Source organism: Streptomyces sp. NPDC054887, assembly GCF_053610585.1.
Window position 1 is genome coordinate 1 of record NZ_JBSGYQ010000050.1, and the last position, 16,131, is coordinate 16,131.

The window sequence follows — 16,131 nt, forward strand, 5'->3', positions numbered from 1 at the left end:
GTGCGCGAGACGAAGAAGAACGAGAGGCGCGGCGCGAAGTCGTCGACGTCCATCCCGGCGGCGACGGCGGTGCGCACGTACTCGATGCCGTCGGCGAGGGTGAACGCGATCTCCTGCGCGGGCGAGGCGCCGGCCTCGGCCATGTGGTAGCCGGAGATCGAGATCGTGTTCCACTTCGGGATCTCGGTCTTGCAGTACTTGAAGATGTCCGCGATCAGGCGCAGCGACGGCTTCGGCGGGAAGATGTACGTCCCGCGCGCGATGTACTCCTTCAGCACGTCGTTCTGGATCGTGCCCGTCAGCTGGTCCGCCGGCACACCCTGCTCCTCGCCGACCAGCTGGTACATCAGGAGGAGGAGCGCCGCGGGGGCGTTGATCGTCATGGACGTCGAGACCTTGTCCAGCGGGATGCCGCCGAACAGGACCCGCATGTCGTCGATGGAGTCGATCGCCACGCCGACCTTGCCGACCTCGCCACTGGCGATGGCCGCGTCGCTGTCGTGGCCCATCTGGGTCGGCAGGTCGAAGGCGACCGAGAGGCCCATCGTGCCGTTGGCGATCAGCTGCTTGTACCGGGCGTTGGACTCCGTGGCCGTGCCGAAGCCGGCGTACTGGCGCATGGTCCACGGCCGGCCCGTGTACATCGACGGGTAGACACCGCGCGTGAAGGGGTATGCGCCGGGCTCGCCCAGCTTCTCCTGAGGGTCCCAGCCCTCCAGGGCGTCCGGCCCGTACACCGGCTCAATAGGCAGTCCCGACTCCGACTCGCGCGCCATCTGCTGTGCCTCCCGCTGAACGTACTGGCTGGTAATGAACCGACCCTCGCGACGGACTGTAGCGGCGGGCGTGCGGCCGGTGGAGAGCCGCAGGCTGGGACCTTGCTCACAACGTCGCTCCCCCCATCATGCGTGTGCCCGCGCGACCGGCGGCGGGTCGCGCGACCCGGGAGGGCTTTCGCGGGCGGTACGGGCTTTCGCGACCGGGCGCGGCGGGAATCATCCGGGGGACGGGCGAGTCACGGGGGCGGGGATGGACGTGAAGCTGCGCGGGAGCAGGCCGGGGCGGGCAGTGGTGGCGGTGGCGGCCGTTGCGGCGCTCGCGGCCGTCACGGCGGGATGCAGGCCCGCGACGGACACGGGGCCGGGCGCCGCCCGGCAGGCGGCAGCCGCCCCGGCGCGGAGCCCGGCCCACGCGCCCCCCGCGGCGGCGTACGAGCCGCCCGCGACCGTCGGTCCGCAGGGACTTGCAGGGCGGCGCACACCGCCCGGGCCGGCGACACCCCGGCCCGCCGCGCCGAAACCCCCGGCGCCCAGGATCCTCATGGCGAGCGGGTCCGACGGCGCCCAGGTACGGGAACTCCAGGCCAGGCTCCGCCGGACCGGCCACTTCCCGCGCACGCCGACCGGCCACTACGGTCCCGTCACCGCCGCCGCCGTCTCGGCGTTCCAGGCCGGGCGCGGACTGCCCCGCACGGGCACGACAGACACCGTCACCTGGAGCAGGCTGCTCGGGACGACCCGCGAGCCGACGCGCGCCGAGCTGTACCCGGCGACCGCCCGGCCGGTGGCACGGCCCGACCCGCGCTGCCTGACGGGGCGGGTGCTGTGCATCAGCAAGACCAGCCGCACGCTGTCCTGGATGATCGACGGGCGGGTCGTCTCGGTGATGGACGTGCGGTTCGGTTCGCAGTACACACCGACCCGCGAAGGCGTCTTCAGCGTGTACTGGAAGTCCCGGCACCACGTCTCGACGCTGTACGACACCCCGATGCCGTACGCCCTGTTCTTCAGCGGCGGGCAGGCCGTCCACTACTCGTCGGACTTCGCGGCGCGCGGTTACGGCGGCGCCTCGCACGGCTGCGTCAACGTCCGGGACGAGGGGAAGATCGCCGGCCTGTTCGCGCAGGTGCGCGACGGCGACAGAGTCGTCGTCCACTGGTAGGCGGCGACGAGGAGAAGGAGAAGAGTGGCGCGGGCGGGACCGGGGGAACGTGTCCCGCCCGCGCCTGTTGCGCGGAGCCGCAGGTACGGGGGGAACCCCGGCTCGTCGCGCTGCCGATGACCAGTCGGCTCACTCTCTACTGCGTCAGCGGCTCCAAAAACGTCACACCTGCCGGAGCGGAGATGAGAAAGCCCAGCTCAGCGAGGGTCAGTCCGCCTGCGTCAGCGCCGTGACCGGGGCGACGGACCCGGTGGCCGGGGAGGGCGGCGGGGTGTACGAGACCGCCGGCACGCGCCGCCGCACCCCGTCGGTGGCGCCCCCTCTCCCGTCGGCCGCCTCGCCGTCGCCGGTCCGGCCCTTGCGTCCGTCGCCGTGGCGGCCGTCCTCGTCACGGCCGCCGTTCCTCCCGCCGTCGGCGGAGCCGTCGTCCGGGCCGTCCCGGCCGTCGGAGCCGTCCAGCAGGTGGTCGCAGAAGCGCTCGACCCGGTCGGCGCCCCTGGCGGCCTCCTCCAGGCGCCGCTCGTGGTCGGGGGCGAGGCTGCCGGAGCGGTGGTCCCGGCACGCCCTGACCGTCTCGCGGTACCAGTCGTCGGAGCCCGGCACCGGGCCGTCACCGCCCGTTCCCGGGGCGCCGTCGCCGGGCCGGGTCGGGGACGTGGGCGGCGTGGCGGTGCCCGGTCCCGCGGAGGACTCGTGCGTATCGCCCGTTCCGCCGTCGTCCGGTGTCCCGTGCGCGTCGCCGGGTGTTCCGGTGCCGTCGGGGGACGGGCCGCCGGTGCCGTCATGTCCGGGGCCGGTGGTGCCGGGGGCGGGCGGGGGCGGTGTCGCGGCGGCGGACACGGTGGCCGCGGGCGCGGGGCGGTCGCCCGTGCCGAAGGGGCTGGGCAGCACGCCGGTGCCGGCCGCCACCGCGACGCCGCCGAGCGCGACGCCCGCGAGGGCGCCGGCCAGGCCGATGCGTACGGGACGCGCCCAGCGCAGACCCACGGGCGCCGCGCGGCCGATGCGCACCGTGGGGTTCTCGGGGGCGGCCGCCCTGGCCTTGCGGAACGCGGCGAGCGCGGCCGCCTCGCCGGGGAGTTCGCCGGACTCGTGGCCGCCGGCCCGGGCCACGCCGTCCAGGGCTGCGGCGAGGCGCTCGGCCTGGGCGCGCGCGTGGTCACCGACAGGCCCGACGGGTTCTCCGCGCAGCAGGCGCTCCGCCGCGTCCTTGTCGAGCCACTCGTACCGCTCGTCGGCCATCACATGTCCTTCTGCGTCCGCACGCGCCATTGCGTCACACCGGCGGACGTGACCCGGCCCCCCCGCGGACCCCGCTGCGGCGGCACCGCGCCGAGCTCCTGCCGCCCGCCGGCCGGGCCCGCGCCCGTACCGCTGACGCCTTCGCCGTTCTCGCGGCTGTCGTCGACACCACCCGCGCCGCTGCCGTCGGCGCGCGCACCGGAATCGGGGGCGTTCAGGAGTTCGGCCAGGCGCTTGAGGCCCCGGTGGGCGGCGGTCCGTACCGCGCCGGGGCGCTTGCCCAGAGTCTGGGCCGCGCTCTTCGCGTCGAGCCCGACGACGACGCGCAGGACGACCGCCTCGGCCTGGTCCTGCGGGAGCTGGGCGATGAGTGCGAGGGTGTCGCCGGTGGCGAGGGCCTCCATCGCCTCACCGGCGGTGTCGGAGACGCCGGGCTTCGCGGCGAGTTCCGTCTCGTCGGCGCCGACGACGGGTCGCCGGCCGCGCATCCGTATGTGGTCCAGGGCGCGGTTGCGCGCTATGCGCGCCGCCCAGCCCCTGAACCGGTCGGCGTCCCCGCTGAACCGGTCGAGGTCGCGGGCTATCTGGAGCCAGGACTCGGAGGCGACGTCCTCGGCGTCCGGGTCGCCGACCAGCGTTCGTATGTAGCCCAACAGCCGTGGGTGCACGGCGCGGTACACAGTACGGAAGGCGCTCTCGTCCCCGTCCTGTGCCGCGAGCACCGCGGCGGTCAGCTCCGCGTCGTCCCCCAGCACTCCCTCAACCTGTCCCGAGTCGCAGCTGGTCACCACTGCCGCGCAGCCCTGCGCGAGTCTGCACGCTACGGCGTCGCCGGGGGTCGCGTCCACGTCCTGCACACCGTGCGACCGCGCACTGACACAGAGCGGTGTGACAGAAAACGCATGCCCGGCGCTGAGAGTAGTACGGGCCGCCGCACGGTCCGCGGACGGCGACCGGGGCCTCTCCTGTGGGGGGTGGCGGCTCCGGTCGTCCTTCCGCGGCCGGCGGCGGCCCCATGCGCTGCCCGTACGGCGGATTCCGCTTCCGCGCCGGGGCGACCGGCTCGGCCCGCACGCCGGACCCCCTTACCCGCACCGCGACGACCGGCTCTCCCCGTACGCGAACGCCCGCGTCCCGCGCGGCCGCGACCGCCGTACGGCGAACAGCCTCCTCCCCGAGCTGCGGCGACCCGCTCTCCCCGTACGGCGAACAATCTCTTCCCGCGCCGCGGCGACCCGCTCTCCCCCGTACGGCGAACAGCCGCCTTCCGCGCCGCCGCGACCGCCGTACGCCAGGCACCCGCGTTCCGCGCCGCCGCGACCGCCGCGACCGCCGTCAGCGTGGGCCGGAATCGTTCGGGTCCTTGTCGCCCGTGCCGTCCCCGGAGCCGCCATCGGCCCGGGCGCCGTCGTCGCCGCTGCCGCCCCGCTCGTCCTCTTCGCCGCCCGGCCGGCCGTCCCCGGCCGCCGCTCCCCCGCCGTCGGCCCCGTCGGGGCGTGCGGCCGCGCCGCCTTCCGGCCCGGCCGGCGTCTTCGGCGCACCGGGCGCCGTGCCCGGCTGCGGGGCCTTCGTGCCACCGGAGGCTCCGGCGTCGTCCGGCTCCGCCGCGGAGCCCTCGCCGCCGGCGTCCGGCCGCCGCTCTCCAGCCTCCAGCAGGTCCTCGCAGTACGCCTCGACCGTCCGGTCCGCGTCGGCGGCGGCCGCCGCGAGCCGCTCGGGGACCGCACCCGGTCCTGCGACCGAGCGCCCCCGCGGCACGAGGTACGCGACGCAGTACGCCACCTCGTCGCGCGCCGCGAGCGCCGCCCACGAGGGGGTGACGCCGGCCGGCGGCGTCCGCGCCGCGTCCCGCTCGGCCGCCCCCGCGTCGTCCCCACGGCCCGTACCCGCCGGCACCCGCGCACCGTCGCCCGGGGCCGTCGCCACCGCGCCCGGCCCGCCCGAGCCGATCCCGAAGGGCGTCGGAAGCGCCCCCGCGCCGGCGGCCAGCGCCACTCCGCCCAGCGTCACCGTCGCCGCGAGCGAGGCGAACGCCGCCCGTACCGGCAGGGTTCCGCGCCGGCGCCGAGAGGGCCGCCAGTCGTCGCGCCCGCGCGCCCCCCACCGGCGGCGCCCCGGCGAGGCGAGCAGCCCCGAGTCGCGCGCCTCCCGGTACGCGGCGAGCGCCGCCCGCACGCCGGCCACCTCGCCGGACGCCGGCGACGACCGGCGTACGGCGGCCAGCAGCGCCTCGACCTCCGGCGCCGCCGGCTGTTCACCGGCCGCTTCCGGGCGCCGCGCGCGCGAGGCGGCCCCGCGCCCGGTCCGCGACCGTGCGCGCTCCTGTGCTCGTTCCGATGCCCGTCTCATGTCTCATCCTTCAGCGTGCGCGGCGCCGCAGACGTCACAACGCCGGGTCCGCCGTCCGCCAGTTGTTCGGCCAGCCGCTTGAGCCCCCGGTACGCCGACGTCCGCACGGACCCGCTGCGCTTGCCCAGCACCCTGGCCGCCGCGGGCCCGTCCAGTCCGACGACCACGCGCAGCAGCACCGCCTCGGCCTGATCACGCGGCAGCCGGGCGATCATCTCCAGCGCCTGCCCGGTCGACAGCGCCTCGATCGCGTCGTCGGCGGTGTCCTGCCGGCCGGGGAGCTCCAGCACGTCCTGCTCCATCAGCGACGTACGGGGTCTTCGCTTCTGCTTGCGCAGGTGGTCCAGCGCGCGGTGCCGGGCGATCGTCGCCGTCCAGCCGCGAAAGCCCGCCCCGTCGCCGCGGAAGCGCCCGAGGTCCCGGGCGATCTCCAGCCATGCCTCGGACGTCACGTCCTCAGCGTCCTCCCCCACGAGCCCCCGTACGTATCTGAGCAGCCCCGGATGCACCATCCGGTACGCCGCGGCGAAGCCTTCCTCGTCCCCCTGCTGGGCCCGCTCGACGGCAGCGCCCAGTTCCGCGTCGCACACCTGCGTACGACGCCGCTCCCCACCCCTGACCACACGTCCCTCTTCGTGCCGACCCGGCACTGGTCACCGTGCCCATGCCCCCTGGGAGGCACCGGCCCCCTCTTGCTCTGCGCCCGGGGGCGGAGAAACGTCACAGGGCGTCCGCCGCCGGGACTCAGCCGCCCATCTGCGCCTGGATGTGGCCGACCACCTCGTTGAACTCCTCGGTCGGCGAGAAGTCGACGTACTCGCAGTCCTCCAGCGCCTCGGGCACGTGACCGGGCGCCCAGTAGAACGCCTGGCCCGCCTCGTAGACCTGCTCGCCGTCCTTGGTGCGCATCCGCAGCCGCCCCTTGAGCAGGTATCCCCAGTGCGGGCACTGGCACATGTCGTCGGGCAGGCCCTCGGCCAGCGGACCCATGTCCGTGCCCTTGGGGAACCGCGCGAACGCGACCGTCATGTCGCCCCCGATCTCCCGCATGCGCAGCTCCACTCCGCCGCCTTCGATCGCGACAGGAGCGTCGTTCCGGGTCGTCGCCTGCATGACTCCTCCACGGCGGACCGGTTGCGGGGCTGAAATCTCCGCCTTCTCCCAGTCTGTCCCCGGCCGCGCGGCCGTGCGACAGGGCAGCCGGCGGACAGCGCGCGGTGATCCGCGCCCGCCCCGGTCCGCCCGGTCAGCCGTTGCTGCGGGCCCGGCGGGAGGCCGCGGCCCGCAGGACGCGCTTGCCCTCGTTGGAGAGCTGGAGGGCGTGGTTCAGGCCGCCGCCGGAACCCTCCGACAGCATGTCGAGGAGCTGGCACTGGCGGCGCAGTTCGCCGGCGGTGAGCGGGCTGATGCCGTCGGTCTCGCCGTGGCGGTACGCCTTCACCCGCTCCTCGTGGCCGCCGGGCGCCACCCCGTCGAGCCGCAGGTGGACCTCCAGCACGGCCGCCGAGCAGTCCTCGGCCCAGGCCCGCAGTGCGGGTCCGTCGTAGGCGGCGGGGACGGCGGCGGCCATGCGGATGGCGAAGCCGGCCAGTTCGCCGGGGGCCGCGCCCGCGACGCGCTCGACGACGGTGGCGACCCTGCGCAGCCGGCCGAGCCACGCGTCGCCGCCCTCCACCGCGACCCACAGCGGCCTGAGCGCCTCGTCCGTGTCGAGACCGATGCGCTCGGCACCCTCGACGTACTCCAGGAGGGGCAGGCAGCGGTCCAGGCAGGCCACCGCGCTCGCCGCCAGGGTCCGCTCGTCGGCACGGCCGATCAGTTCCACCAGGGTCACGGTGCCTCCCTCGGCACTGCTGGGCCCGCTCGGTGCGGGCCTTCTCCTTCCGACTGCGTACCGGGCGGCGATTACGTCACAGTGCGCTCATCGCCGCTCACAGCCCCAGGCGGTCAAGGAAGCGTGCGAAAAGCTCCTCGGCCACCGGATCGGCCTCTTCGCGCAGTACGTCGAGCAGCGCGCCGGAGGCCACCGTGCGTCCGGTGGCGGCCGCCCACTCCACGGCCTTCGCCGCGGCCCGCTCGGGCGGCAGGAACAGGTCCTCCAGGACCATTCCGTCGGCGCTCAGGTGTTCCGCCATGGCCTCGCGGCCCAGGCAGCCGAACCAGGACCCGTCCGCCGTGGCGGACGTGGCGGCCTCCACGACCACGCAGGCGCTGTCCATGACGAAGGCGAACAGCGCGGGCGTCCCCGTCTCCCCGCACACCCCGCGGGCGAGCGCCCCCATGTCACCGACCTGCGGCTCACTGGGCCGCGCCCACACCTGCCAGCCGTCGCCGCGCGTCTCGTGGAGCGACAGCCCCTCGCGTACGTCGGCGAGCGCCGCCAGCTCGGAGAGCGGCCGCGCGCTCCGGCCCACGACGAAGTAACCCCAGAAGCCCATGCCCCGATCCCCCCACGGTTTCCAACAGTGCTGTCATATTCTGCCCGCATCAAGTGCCTCTGAGGGCCGCTCTGTTGACGCGGCGGAGCGGGCTTCGGCCTTCAGGCGCTGCATGCGCGTCAGCGCGCGTACGAAGAGGATCGCGAGCACGGCGGACGCGATGTCGAGGAGGTCGGCGACGATGAGCTGGTCGAGGGCGTCGCGGATCGCGGCCGGCTCCTCGGCCGCCGCGTAGCGCCGCACGGCGAACCGGCTGAAGAGCGCCGAGACGACCCACAGCGTCCACCACGCGGTGAGGACGGTGTGCGGCTCCTCCTTGCGCGCGTTCAGGCCGTACGGGTCCTGCCTGCTGGCCGCCCAGACGTCCACGGCGACTCCGCGCGGGAGCCAGAAGTTGCCGATCGGGACGAACCAGGAGCCGATCGCCCAGCCGCGCCCCTTGCGCTGGAGGTCCGGCGCGAAGACGTCGGCGTTCTTCCGCACCCGGAAGAACCAGACGATGAACACGACGGCCGTGACGAGGAAGGCGCCGCCGTAGGCCACCGACGCGTAGGTCATCTGCGAGTCGACACGCTCCAGGTCGTCGACCGGCACGGCGGTGAAGCCCTCGGACGTCAGGTCGCTCCACATGCCCCGGGCGCGCATGGAGACGATCAGGGAGAACACGTCGGCCGCGACGACGGCGCCGAGCAGCACCGTCACGGCCTTCGCCAGCCCCACGGGCGAGCGCGGCACCGCGGGCCCTGCGGACAGCGGCACGGAGGGCGGCGGCCCCGCGGACAGCGGCACGGAGGGCGCGACGGGCGGCGGCGCGGCGTTCGCCGCGGCGACCGCACAGCCGTCGCAGAGCCCTTCGCCGGTGGTGACCTTGTCTTGACCGCAATTGGCGCACAGCACGGCTGGGCGACCCCCCAAGGTGACGGGACGCCCCTCCTCCGAGGCGTGGCGACGGCGCGGGCGCCGGCCGGCGCGCGCATGCGGAACATACGCGGCCGCCGGCCGGGCCGTCCATCGCGTATCGCCGGCTCAGCCCGTGCGCTCGGCGAGTGCCTTGAAGCCCTCCCAGCCGAGGGCCGGCGTGCCGGTGTCCCAGGTCTTCTGGGCCAGGGCGCGCATCGGGAGGTGGATGCCGCGCGCCACCTGCTCCTGGGTCTGCGCGTCCGCCAGGTCGCACCAGATGGCCAGGCGGCCGCCGAGGATCTGGTCCGCGTAGCGCGCGGGCACCGGGGTGGTGCCGCGCAGGACCTGCGGGGTCCAGGACTCGTAGATGCGGCGGCCCGTCGGGTACGTGAAGGTGTTGGGCTCGCCCAACACGTAGTACAGGAACTCGTCGTTGGCGTTGACCACCTTGCGGCCCTCGCTCAGGTACTCCTGCGGCTGGCGCGCGCCGATCTCCTTGCCGGTCCAGTACTCGACCTCGCGGTCCCGGTCGGCCGTGACGACGCCGCCGGCGTGCAGGCCGTCGTTCCACGCCTTGAGGGTCTTGCCGTGCGCGCGCAGCTTCGCGGCGCGGTCGTTGAGCCAGCCGGTGGCCAGGTCCTGGACCTTGGCGTTCGGGCCGTACTTGCGGACGGCCTCACCGGCGAGGCCCGGGTACGAGAGCTCCGGGTTCCGCTTGAGCAGGGCCGCGTACTCGTCGCCGCCGAGGTGCACGTACCTGCCGGGGAAGACGTCGGCGTACTCGCTCAGCAGGTCGTCCACGATCCGCGCGGACTTCGGGTCGGCGATGTCCACCGCGCCGGGTGTCGCCACTCCCCGCGAGTCGTGCAGCTGGAGGTCGGGGTGCGCGCGCATGACCGCGCCGAGGTGGCCGGGCGAGTCGATCTCGGGGATGACGGTGATGTGGCGGCTTTCGGCCAGCTTCACGATCCGCCGCACCTCGGCCTTGGTGAGGTGCTGCTGGGAGACGATCTCGGGGTGGCTGTCCGACTCGATGCGGAAGCCCTGGTCGTCGGAGAAGTGCAGGCCGAGCTGGTTGAGCTTGAGGTCGCCCATCTCGCGGACGGTGTCCTCGATCCAGTCGGCGGTGAAGTGCTTGCGCGCGGTGTCGAGCATGACGCCGCGCTGCGGCTTCGCCGGCCTGTCCCGTACGACGCCCTCGGACAGGCGGCCGTCGGCCGCCAGCGCCTGCTTGACGGTGCGGGTCCCGTAGAAGACGCCGGCCTGGTCGGCGCCCGTGACGCGGACGCGGCCGTCACGCACGGTGAGGGTGTACGACTCGGGCGCGCCGCCGGGGGCGAGCGCCAGCTCGATGTCCCCGGCGCGGCCGGACCCTGCGGCGTAGCCGCGCTCGATCTCCTGGGCCAGGAGCTTGCCCTCGTCGCCGAGCGCGCGGCTGTCGCCGGGAGCCACCACGACGCGCGTGGAGCGCTGCGGCCGCCAGCCGGGGCCGGAGGCGGCGTCGTAGTCCCGCACGGAGGGGACGGCGCTGGGCGCCTTCGTCGGGCCGGGCTTCGCGGACGGCTTCTTCGGCGGCGCGGCCGGTGGCGTCGCCGGGACCGTCCGCTTCGGCTGCGCGGCCGGGGTGGCCGGCGACGCCGAGGGTTCGGACGGTGCGGTCCCGGCGGACGGCTCCGCGTGGGTGACGGTGGCAACGAGCGGGACGGTCAGGGCGACCGCGGCTATGGCCAGCGGCCCACGAAATTGCGACATCATTGGACGAACGATGCACAACCAACCCCCCAATAGTCCACCAATCGGGCGGTATGTGTGGCCAACCTCTCCCGTTAGGGTGAGGTTCGCGCAACCGTCGGACAGGTGTCCCGGAGCGTCGTTAGCGTTCCGTCTCCACCACCCCGCCCGTCTCGCCGGCCCCATCCCGAGGAGCTCCCGCTGTCCAGCGAATCGCCGGGACGCACGGCCCTGCCCGCGCAGAACCGGGGAGCCGCCCCCGCCGGCTCCCCAGAGCCCCGCGCCGCCGTCGCGGCCGGGCTCGGCCGGTTCAACGCCGCGCCCGCCGGGGCCGCCGAGGCCGGCCTGCTCGCCTGCTGCGGCAGCCCGCGCTGGGCCCGGCGCGTCGCCGCGCACCGCCCGTACCCGGATCTCGGCGCGCTGCTGGCCGCGGCCGACGAGGCGTCGTACGACCTGTCGCACGAGGAGATCGCCGAGGCGCTGAGCGGCGAGTCCTCCGTCGGCCTGCGCGCGGGCGTGCCCGCCGTCGCGCACACCGCGCTGCGCGCCGCCCACGCGGCGTACGAGAGCAGCTTCGGCCACGCCTTCGTCATCTGCCTCGACGGCGTCCGGCCCGAGGAGCGGCTGGACCAGGTGCTCGCCGGAATCAGGTCCCGGCTGGGCAACGAGCCGGACGAGGAGCGGGCGGTCGCCGCCGACGAGCTGCGGGGACTCGCCCGGGAACGGCTCGCCCGTCTCGTTTCCGATCCACAGAAAGCGGACGTTTGTCCGACAAACCCCGATTGTGCAGGTCATAGCGGCTGTTCGGACCGGCCCGATAGCCCGTCCGTGCCCGTTTGAGTGCCACTTTGATCACACGTGTGGACCCCGCGCGAGCGAACCGACAACTCGTCGCTACGATGGCCGGGGCCGGTGGACCGTACCCGGCCGGGCCAGACCGACAGAGAAGCCGGCATGGCCCTGATCCCCGCTCCCGGAGGGTTTTTCCGTGCCGGCTGGAACGCTGTATCGCGGCCGGGAAGGTATGTGGTCCTGGGTGGCTCATCGAGTCACCGGCGTCCTCATTTTCTTCTTCCTGTTCGTGCATGTCCTCGACACCGCTCTCGTCCGCGTCTCTCCCGAGGCGTACGACGATGTCGTGGCCACCTACAAGACCCCGCTCGTCGCACTGCTCGAGTACGGCCTGGTCGCCGCCATCCTCTTCCACGCGCTGAACGGTCTCCGTGTCATCGCCGTGGACTTCTGGACGAAGGGCACGCGCTACCAGAAGCAGATGCTCTGGGCCGTCATGGCCGTCTGGATCGTGCTGATGGCAGGCGCCCTGTACCCCGTGCTCGGCCACGCCGCACGCGAAGTCTTCGGGAGCTGACGCACATGTCCGAGACCACCACTTCCGCTGTCGGTCCCGTGGAGGGCGCAAGCCTTTACGACGTGGACAACCCGGCTCCGCTCATCGAGCCGCCCCGCAAGCGCACCAAGAAGACCCCCAGGTCGACGCGCACCAACTTCGAGCTGTACGGCTGGCTGTTCATGCGGCTGTCCGGCATCGTGCTGGTCGTCCTGGTCCTCGGCCACCTGCTGATCCAGCTCGTGCTGGACGGCGGCGTGTCCAAGATCGGCTTCGCCTTCGTGGCCGGCCGCTGGGCCTCGCCGTTCTGGCAGACCTGGGACCTCGTCATGCTGTGGCTGGCGATGCTGCACGGCGCCAACGGCCTGCGTACCGTCATCAACGACTACGCGGAGCGGCCGAACACCCGCTTCTGGCTGAAGAACCTGCTGTACACCGCCACGGTGTTCACCGTCCTTCTGGGCACGCTGGTGATCTTCACCTTCGACCCGAACATCCGCTAGGCCCGGGGCTGAGGCAACCACCATGAAGATTCACAAGTACGACACCGTCATCGTCGGCGCCGGCGGCGCCGGCATGCGCGCGGCCATCGAGTCGACGAAGCGCAGCCGCACCGCCGTGCTGACGAAGCTCTACCCCACCCGGTCCCACACGGGCGCCGCGCAGGGCGGCATGGCCGCCGCGCTGGCGAACGTGGAGGAGGACAACTGGGAGTGGCACACCTTCGACACGATCAAGGGCGGCGACTACCTGGTCGACCAGGACGCCGCCGAGATCCTGGCGAAGGAGGCCATCGACTCGGTCCTCGACCTGGAGAAGATGGGCCTGCCGTTCAACCGCACGCCGGACGGCACCATCGACCAGCGGCGCTTCGGCGGCCACTCCCGCAACCACGGTGAGGCCCCGGTCCGCCGGTCCTGCTACGCGTCGGACCGCACCGGCCACATGATCCTCCAGACGCTGTACCAGAACTGCGTCAAGGAGGGTGTGGAGTTCTTCAACGAGTTCTACGTCCTCGACCTGCTCATGCAGGAGGTCGACGGGGTCCGCAAGTCCGCGGGCGTCGTCGCGTACGAGCTGGCGACCGGCGAGATCCACGTCTTCCAGGCGAAGGCCGTCATCTTCGCCTCCGGCGGCACCGGCAAGTTCTTCAAGGTGACGTCGAACGCCCACACCCTGACCGGTGACGGCCAGGCCGCGGCGTACCGGCGCGGGCTGCCGCTGGAGGACATGGAGTTCTTCCAGTTCCACCCGACGGGCATCTGGCGCATGGGCATCCTGCTGACGGAGGGCGCCCGCGGTGAGGGCGGCATCCTCCGCAACAAGGACGGCGAGCGCTTCATGGAGAAGTACGCGCCGGTCATGAAGGACCTCGCGTCCCGTGACGTCGTCTCGCGCTCCATCTACACGGAGATCCGTGAGGGCCGCGGCTGCGGTCCCGAGGGCGACCACGTCTTCCTCGACCTCACGCACCTGCCGCCGGAGCAGCTCGACGCCAAGCTCCCGGACATCACGGAGTTCGCGCGTACGTACCTGGGCATCGAGCCGTACACGGACCCGATCCCGATCCAGCCGACCGCGCACTACGCCATGGGCGGCATCCCGACGAACGTCAAGGGTGAGGTCCTCGCGGACAACACCACGGTCGTTCCGGGCCTGTACGCCGCCGGCGAGGTCGCCTGCGTCTCCGTGCACGGCGCCAACCGCCTGGGCACCAACTCGCTGCTCGACATCAACGTCTTCGGCAAGCGCGCCGGCATCGCCGCCGCCGAGTACTCCGCCGGGAACGACTACGTCGAGCTGCCCGAGGACCCGGCGTCGCTCGTCGTCGCGCAGGTCGAGCGCCTGCGCAACTCCACCGGCACCGAGCGGGTCCACGACCTGCGCCGGGAGCTCCAGGAGACGATGGACGCCAACGTGATGGTGTTCCGCACCGAGCAGACGATCAAGACCGCGGTCGAGAAGATCGGCGAGCTGCGCGAGCGCTACCTGAACGTGTCCATCCAGGACAAGGGCAAGCGGTTCAACACCGACCTCCTGGAGGCCATCGAGCTGGGCAACCTGCTCGACCTCGCCGAGGTCATGGCCGTGTCCGCCCTGGCGCGCAAGGAGTCCCGCGGCGGTCACTACCGCGAGGACTTCCCGAACCGCGACGACGTCAACTTCATGCGCCACACCATGGCGTACCGCGAGGTCGGCGACGACGGCACCGAGTCGATCCGTCTCGACTACAAGCCGGTCGTCCAGACCCGCTACCAGCCGATGGAGCGTAAGTACTGATGGCTACCCCGACTCTGGAAAAGGTCGACGACGCGAAGCCCGCGGCCGTCCCCTCTCCGTACATCACCGTCACGTTCCGGATCCGCCGCTTCAACCCGGAGATCTCCGCCGAGGCCGAGTGGCAGGACTTCCAGATCGAGATCGACCCGAAGGAGCGCGTGCTCGACGGTCTCCACAAGATCAAGTGGGAGACCGACGGCACGCTGACCTTCCGCCGGTCGTGCGCCCACGGCATCTGCGGCTCCGACGCGATGCGGATCAACGGCAAGAACAGGCTCGCCTGCAAGACGCTGATCAAGGACATCAACCCGGAGAAGCCGATCACGATCGAGGCCATAAAGGGCCTCACGGTCCTCAAGGACCTCGTGGTCGACATGGATCCGTTCTTCCAGGCGTACCGCGACGTCATGCCCTTCCTCATCACGAAGGGCAACGAGCCGACGCGCGAGCGTCTGCAGTCCGCCGAGGACCGTGAGCGGTTCGACGACACCACCAAGTGCATCCTGTGCGCCGCGTGCACGTCGTCGTGCCCGGTGTTCTGGAACGACGGCCAGTACTTCGGCCCGGCGGCGATCGTCAACGCGCACCGCTTCATCTTCGACTCGCGCGACGAGGGCGGCGAGCAGCGCCTGGAGATCCTGAACGACAAGGACGGCGTGTGGCGTTGCCGTACGACGTTCAACTGCACGGACGCCTGCCCGCGCGGCATCGAGGTCACCAAGGCCATCCAGGAGGTGAAGCGCGCGCTGATCACGCGTCGCTTCTGACCCTTCCGGCCGTACGTGCGAAGGCCCCGGCCCCCGGTTCTCTCCGGGGGCCGGGGCCTTTCGCCGTCATGTGCCAGTATCAGGACATTGCAGGCGCGCCGAGAGGAGCACCGGGGACCATGAGCGATCAGGATCCGAACCCGTACGCGGCGGACGGCGACCCGAGCGACTACCAGTGGGGCCCGGTCCCCGGTTACGGCTGTCCCGGCCCCGCGCCGGGCCAGGGCGCCGCACCGCAGTATCCGCCGACGTTGCCGGGGACGCCGATGCCCTGGGGCTTCGCGCCGGCGCCGCTGCTGTCGGTCGGGGACATCACCGTCCTGCCCGGGTCCGTCGTCACGCCGTCCGGCACGATGCCGCTCAAGGGCGCGGTGTGGACGGTCACGGACATGTCCAGGACCGAGGAGCGGATGCCGGCGGTCGCGGTCGTCCTCGCCGTCGTGTTCTTCGTCTTCTGCCTGCTCGGTCTGCTGTTCCTGCTGATGCGGGAGAAGGTGACGACCGGCTGGATCCAGGTCACGGTCACCAGCGGCGGCGGCCACCACTCCACGCTCGTCCCGGCCCTCGGCCCGCACACCTTCCCCCTGGTGATGGGGCAGGTCAACTACGCCCGCTCGCTGAGCGCCTGAACCGCGCGCGGCGCCGCCGGCGCCGCGTGCGGAACGTTCCCGGCGCGAGGCCGTCGGCGTACGCGCCGGGGCGTCAGCTCCCGGCCGGCATGTCGAGCGCGGCTCCGTAGAGGCGGGAGACCTGGATGCGGATCTCCACGCGCCGGTCCGGGTCCGGCTGCTCCTGGGACGCGGCGGCCGCCTCGCCCGCCGGGTCGATGATCTCCGCCTTGCCCTCGGCGACCGCGAACGACCAGACGTCCGGGCCGCTGACGTGCAGCGACGTGTGCGGGTCGCGGCGCAGCTGACGGACCTTGAGACGGGCCGCGGTGGACGAGACGCTCAGGACACGCTGCTCGTCGTCCCAGGTGTAGAGCACGGTCGACAGGTGCGGGTGGCCGGTGCTCCTGACGCTCGCCAGCACGCCGAACTGCCGCTGCCGCAGCAGGGCGGTCAGTTCGTCGTCCGTGAGCGCCCTGGGCGGCACACCGTCGTTCTTCGTGGGGGCGTTCGCGTTCATCGGGGAG

General features: G+C 73.0%; 18 protein-coding genes. 7 read left to right on the forward strand and 11 right to left on the reverse strand.

Translation table 11 applies throughout. The annotated features are described in order from the left end of the window. A partial coding sequence (locus ACWGH0_RS25030) for a methylmalonyl-CoA mutase family protein (protein ID WP_453406468.1) occupies positions 1–776 on the reverse strand: 776 nt, incomplete at its 3' end. A 295-nt stretch (positions 777–1,071) separates the two neighbouring features. Here ACWGH0_RS25030 and ACWGH0_RS25035 point away from each other — a divergent pair. Beyond that, the gene (locus tag ACWGH0_RS25035) at positions 1,072–1,941 is read left to right on the forward strand and encodes a L,D-transpeptidase family protein (protein WP_453406518.1); all 870 of its coding nucleotides are present in this window, start codon (positions 1,072–1,074) and stop codon (positions 1,939–1,941) included. Between the two features lie 207 nt (positions 1,942–2,148). Here the strand turns inward: ACWGH0_RS25035 and ACWGH0_RS25040 are convergent, their stop codons facing one another. From ACWGH0_RS25040 to ACWGH0_RS25080, 9 genes are all read right to left on the reverse strand, one after another. Next, positions 2,149–3,183 (reverse strand): hypothetical protein, encoded by a 1,035-nt coding sequence (locus ACWGH0_RS25040; protein ID WP_453406469.1) that lies wholly within the window; start codon positions 3,181–3,183, stop codon positions 2,149–2,151. Continuing rightward, positions 3,183–3,938 (reverse strand): RNA polymerase sigma factor, encoded by a 756-nt coding sequence (locus ACWGH0_RS25045; RefSeq protein WP_453406519.1) that lies wholly within the window; start codon positions 3,936–3,938, stop codon positions 3,183–3,185. Before ACWGH0_RS25045 ends, ACWGH0_RS25040 begins: the two co-directional genes overlap by 1 nt. A gap of 580 nt (positions 3,939–4,518) precedes the next feature. Next, positions 4,519–5,532, reverse strand: coding sequence for a hypothetical protein (locus tag ACWGH0_RS25050; RefSeq protein WP_453406470.1), 1,014 nt, complete (start codon positions 5,530–5,532; stop codon positions 4,519–4,521). Next, on the reverse strand, positions 5,529–6,155 hold the full coding sequence (locus tag ACWGH0_RS25055) for an RNA polymerase sigma factor (protein WP_453406471.1): 627 nt from the start codon (positions 6,153–6,155) through the stop codon (positions 5,529–5,531). Before ACWGH0_RS25055 ends, ACWGH0_RS25050 begins: the two co-directional genes overlap by 4 nt. 121 nt (positions 6,156–6,276) lie before the next feature. Then, positions 6,277–6,645 carry a hypothetical protein gene (locus tag ACWGH0_RS25060; RefSeq protein WP_453406472.1) on the reverse strand — a complete coding sequence of 123 codons (369 nt, stop codon included), beginning with the start codon at positions 6,643–6,645 and terminating at the stop codon, positions 6,277–6,279. 133 nt (positions 6,646–6,778) lie between these two features. Next, positions 6,779–7,366 carry a hypothetical protein gene (locus ACWGH0_RS25065; protein WP_453406473.1) on the reverse strand — a complete coding sequence of 196 codons (588 nt, stop codon included), beginning with the start codon at positions 7,364–7,366 and terminating at the stop codon, positions 6,779–6,781. A 97-nt stretch (positions 7,367–7,463) separates the two neighbouring features. Then, the gene (locus ACWGH0_RS25070) at positions 7,464–7,970 is read right to left on the reverse strand and encodes a hypothetical protein (RefSeq protein WP_453406474.1); all 507 of its coding nucleotides are present in this window, start codon (positions 7,968–7,970) and stop codon (positions 7,464–7,466) included. A 33-nt stretch (positions 7,971–8,003) separates the two neighbouring features. Continuing rightward, positions 8,004–8,867: a DUF4328 domain-containing protein gene (locus tag ACWGH0_RS25075; RefSeq protein WP_453406475.1), complete on the reverse strand. Its 864-nt coding sequence runs from the start codon at positions 8,865–8,867 to the stop codon at positions 8,004–8,006. A gap of 129 nt (positions 8,868–8,996) precedes the next feature. Next, a complete protein-coding gene (locus tag ACWGH0_RS25080; protein WP_453406476.1) occupies positions 8,997–10,625 on the reverse strand; it encodes a beta-N-acetylhexosaminidase in 1,629 nt (542 codons plus the stop codon). Between the two features lie 102 nt (positions 10,626–10,727). Here ACWGH0_RS25080 and ACWGH0_RS25085 point away from each other — a divergent pair, with 102 nt between their 5' ends. The 6 genes from ACWGH0_RS25085 to ACWGH0_RS25110 all read left to right on the forward strand — a co-directional run bounded on the left by ACWGH0_RS25085 (position 10,728) and on the right by ACWGH0_RS25110 (position 15,625). After that, positions 10,728–11,441, forward strand: a complete 714-nt coding sequence (locus ACWGH0_RS25085; protein WP_453406477.1) for a 2-oxo-4-hydroxy-4-carboxy-5-ureidoimidazoline decarboxylase — start codon at positions 10,728–10,730, stop codon at positions 11,439–11,441. A gap of 148 nt (positions 11,442–11,589) precedes the next feature. After that, complete coding sequence (gene sdhC, locus ACWGH0_RS25090) at positions 11,590–11,970, forward strand: succinate dehydrogenase, cytochrome b556 subunit (protein WP_453406478.1); 381 nt, start codon at positions 11,590–11,592, stop codon at positions 11,968–11,970. 5 nt (positions 11,971–11,975) lie between these two features. Next, positions 11,976–12,452, forward strand: coding sequence for a succinate dehydrogenase hydrophobic membrane anchor subunit (locus ACWGH0_RS25095; protein WP_453406479.1), 477 nt, complete (start codon positions 11,976–11,978; stop codon positions 12,450–12,452). A gap of 22 nt (positions 12,453–12,474) precedes the next feature. Continuing rightward, a complete protein-coding gene (sdhA, locus tag ACWGH0_RS25100) occupies positions 12,475–14,229 on the forward strand; it encodes a succinate dehydrogenase flavoprotein subunit (protein WP_453406480.1) in 1,755 nt (584 codons plus the stop codon). After that, entirely contained in the window at positions 14,229–14,996 is a 768-nt protein-coding gene (locus tag ACWGH0_RS25105) for a succinate dehydrogenase iron-sulfur subunit (protein WP_453406481.1), read from the forward strand. The genes sdhA and ACWGH0_RS25105 overlap by 1 nt, the downstream gene beginning before the upstream one ends. 119 nt (positions 14,997–15,115) lie before the next feature. Next, positions 15,116–15,625, forward strand: a complete 510-nt coding sequence (locus ACWGH0_RS25110; protein WP_453406482.1) for a hypothetical protein — start codon at positions 15,116–15,118, stop codon at positions 15,623–15,625. A gap of 73 nt (positions 15,626–15,698) precedes the next feature. On the opposite strand, the gene ACWGH0_RS25115 is transcribed toward ACWGH0_RS25110, so the two are convergent. Further along, positions 15,699–16,124 carry a pyridoxamine 5'-phosphate oxidase family protein gene (locus tag ACWGH0_RS25115; RefSeq protein WP_453406483.1) on the reverse strand — a complete coding sequence of 142 codons (426 nt, stop codon included), beginning with the start codon at positions 16,122–16,124 and terminating at the stop codon, positions 15,699–15,701. Positions 16,125–16,131: the final 7 nt, after the last annotated feature.

Coding starts and splice junctions, on each gene's coding strand:
- ACWGH0_RS25040 (WP_453406469.1), bottom strand. CDS start 3,183: ATGGCCGACGAGCGGTACGAGTGGCTCGACAAGGACGCGGCGGAGCGC.
- ACWGH0_RS25050 (WP_453406470.1), bottom strand. CDS start 5,532: ATGAGACGGGCATCGGAACGAGCACAGGAGCGCGCACGGTCGCGGACC.
- ACWGH0_RS25060 (WP_453406472.1), bottom strand. CDS start 6,645: ATGCAGGCGACGACCCGGAACGACGCTCCTGTCGCGATCGAAGGCGGC.
- ACWGH0_RS25070 (WP_453406474.1), bottom strand. CDS start 7,970: ATGGGCTTCTGGGGTTACTTCGTCGTGGGCCGGAGCGCGCGGCCGCTC.
- ACWGH0_RS25080 (WP_453406476.1), bottom strand. CDS start 10,625: ATGATGTCGCAATTTCGTGGGCCGCTGGCCATAGCCGCGGTCGCCCTG.
- ACWGH0_RS25095 (WP_453406479.1), top strand. CDS start 11,976: ATGTCCGAGACCACCACTTCCGCTGTCGGTCCCGTGGAGGGCGCAAGC.
- sdhA (WP_453406480.1), top strand. CDS start 12,475: ATGAAGATTCACAAGTACGACACCGTCATCGTCGGCGCCGGCGGCGCC.
- ACWGH0_RS25105 (WP_453406481.1), top strand. CDS start 14,229: ATGGCTACCCCGACTCTGGAAAAGGTCGACGACGCGAAGCCCGCGGCC.
- ACWGH0_RS25110 (WP_453406482.1), top strand. CDS start 15,116: ATGAGCGATCAGGATCCGAACCCGTACGCGGCGGACGGCGACCCGAGC.
- ACWGH0_RS25115 (WP_453406483.1), bottom strand. CDS start 16,124: ATGAACGCGAACGCCCCCACGAAGAACGACGGTGTGCCGCCCAGGGCG.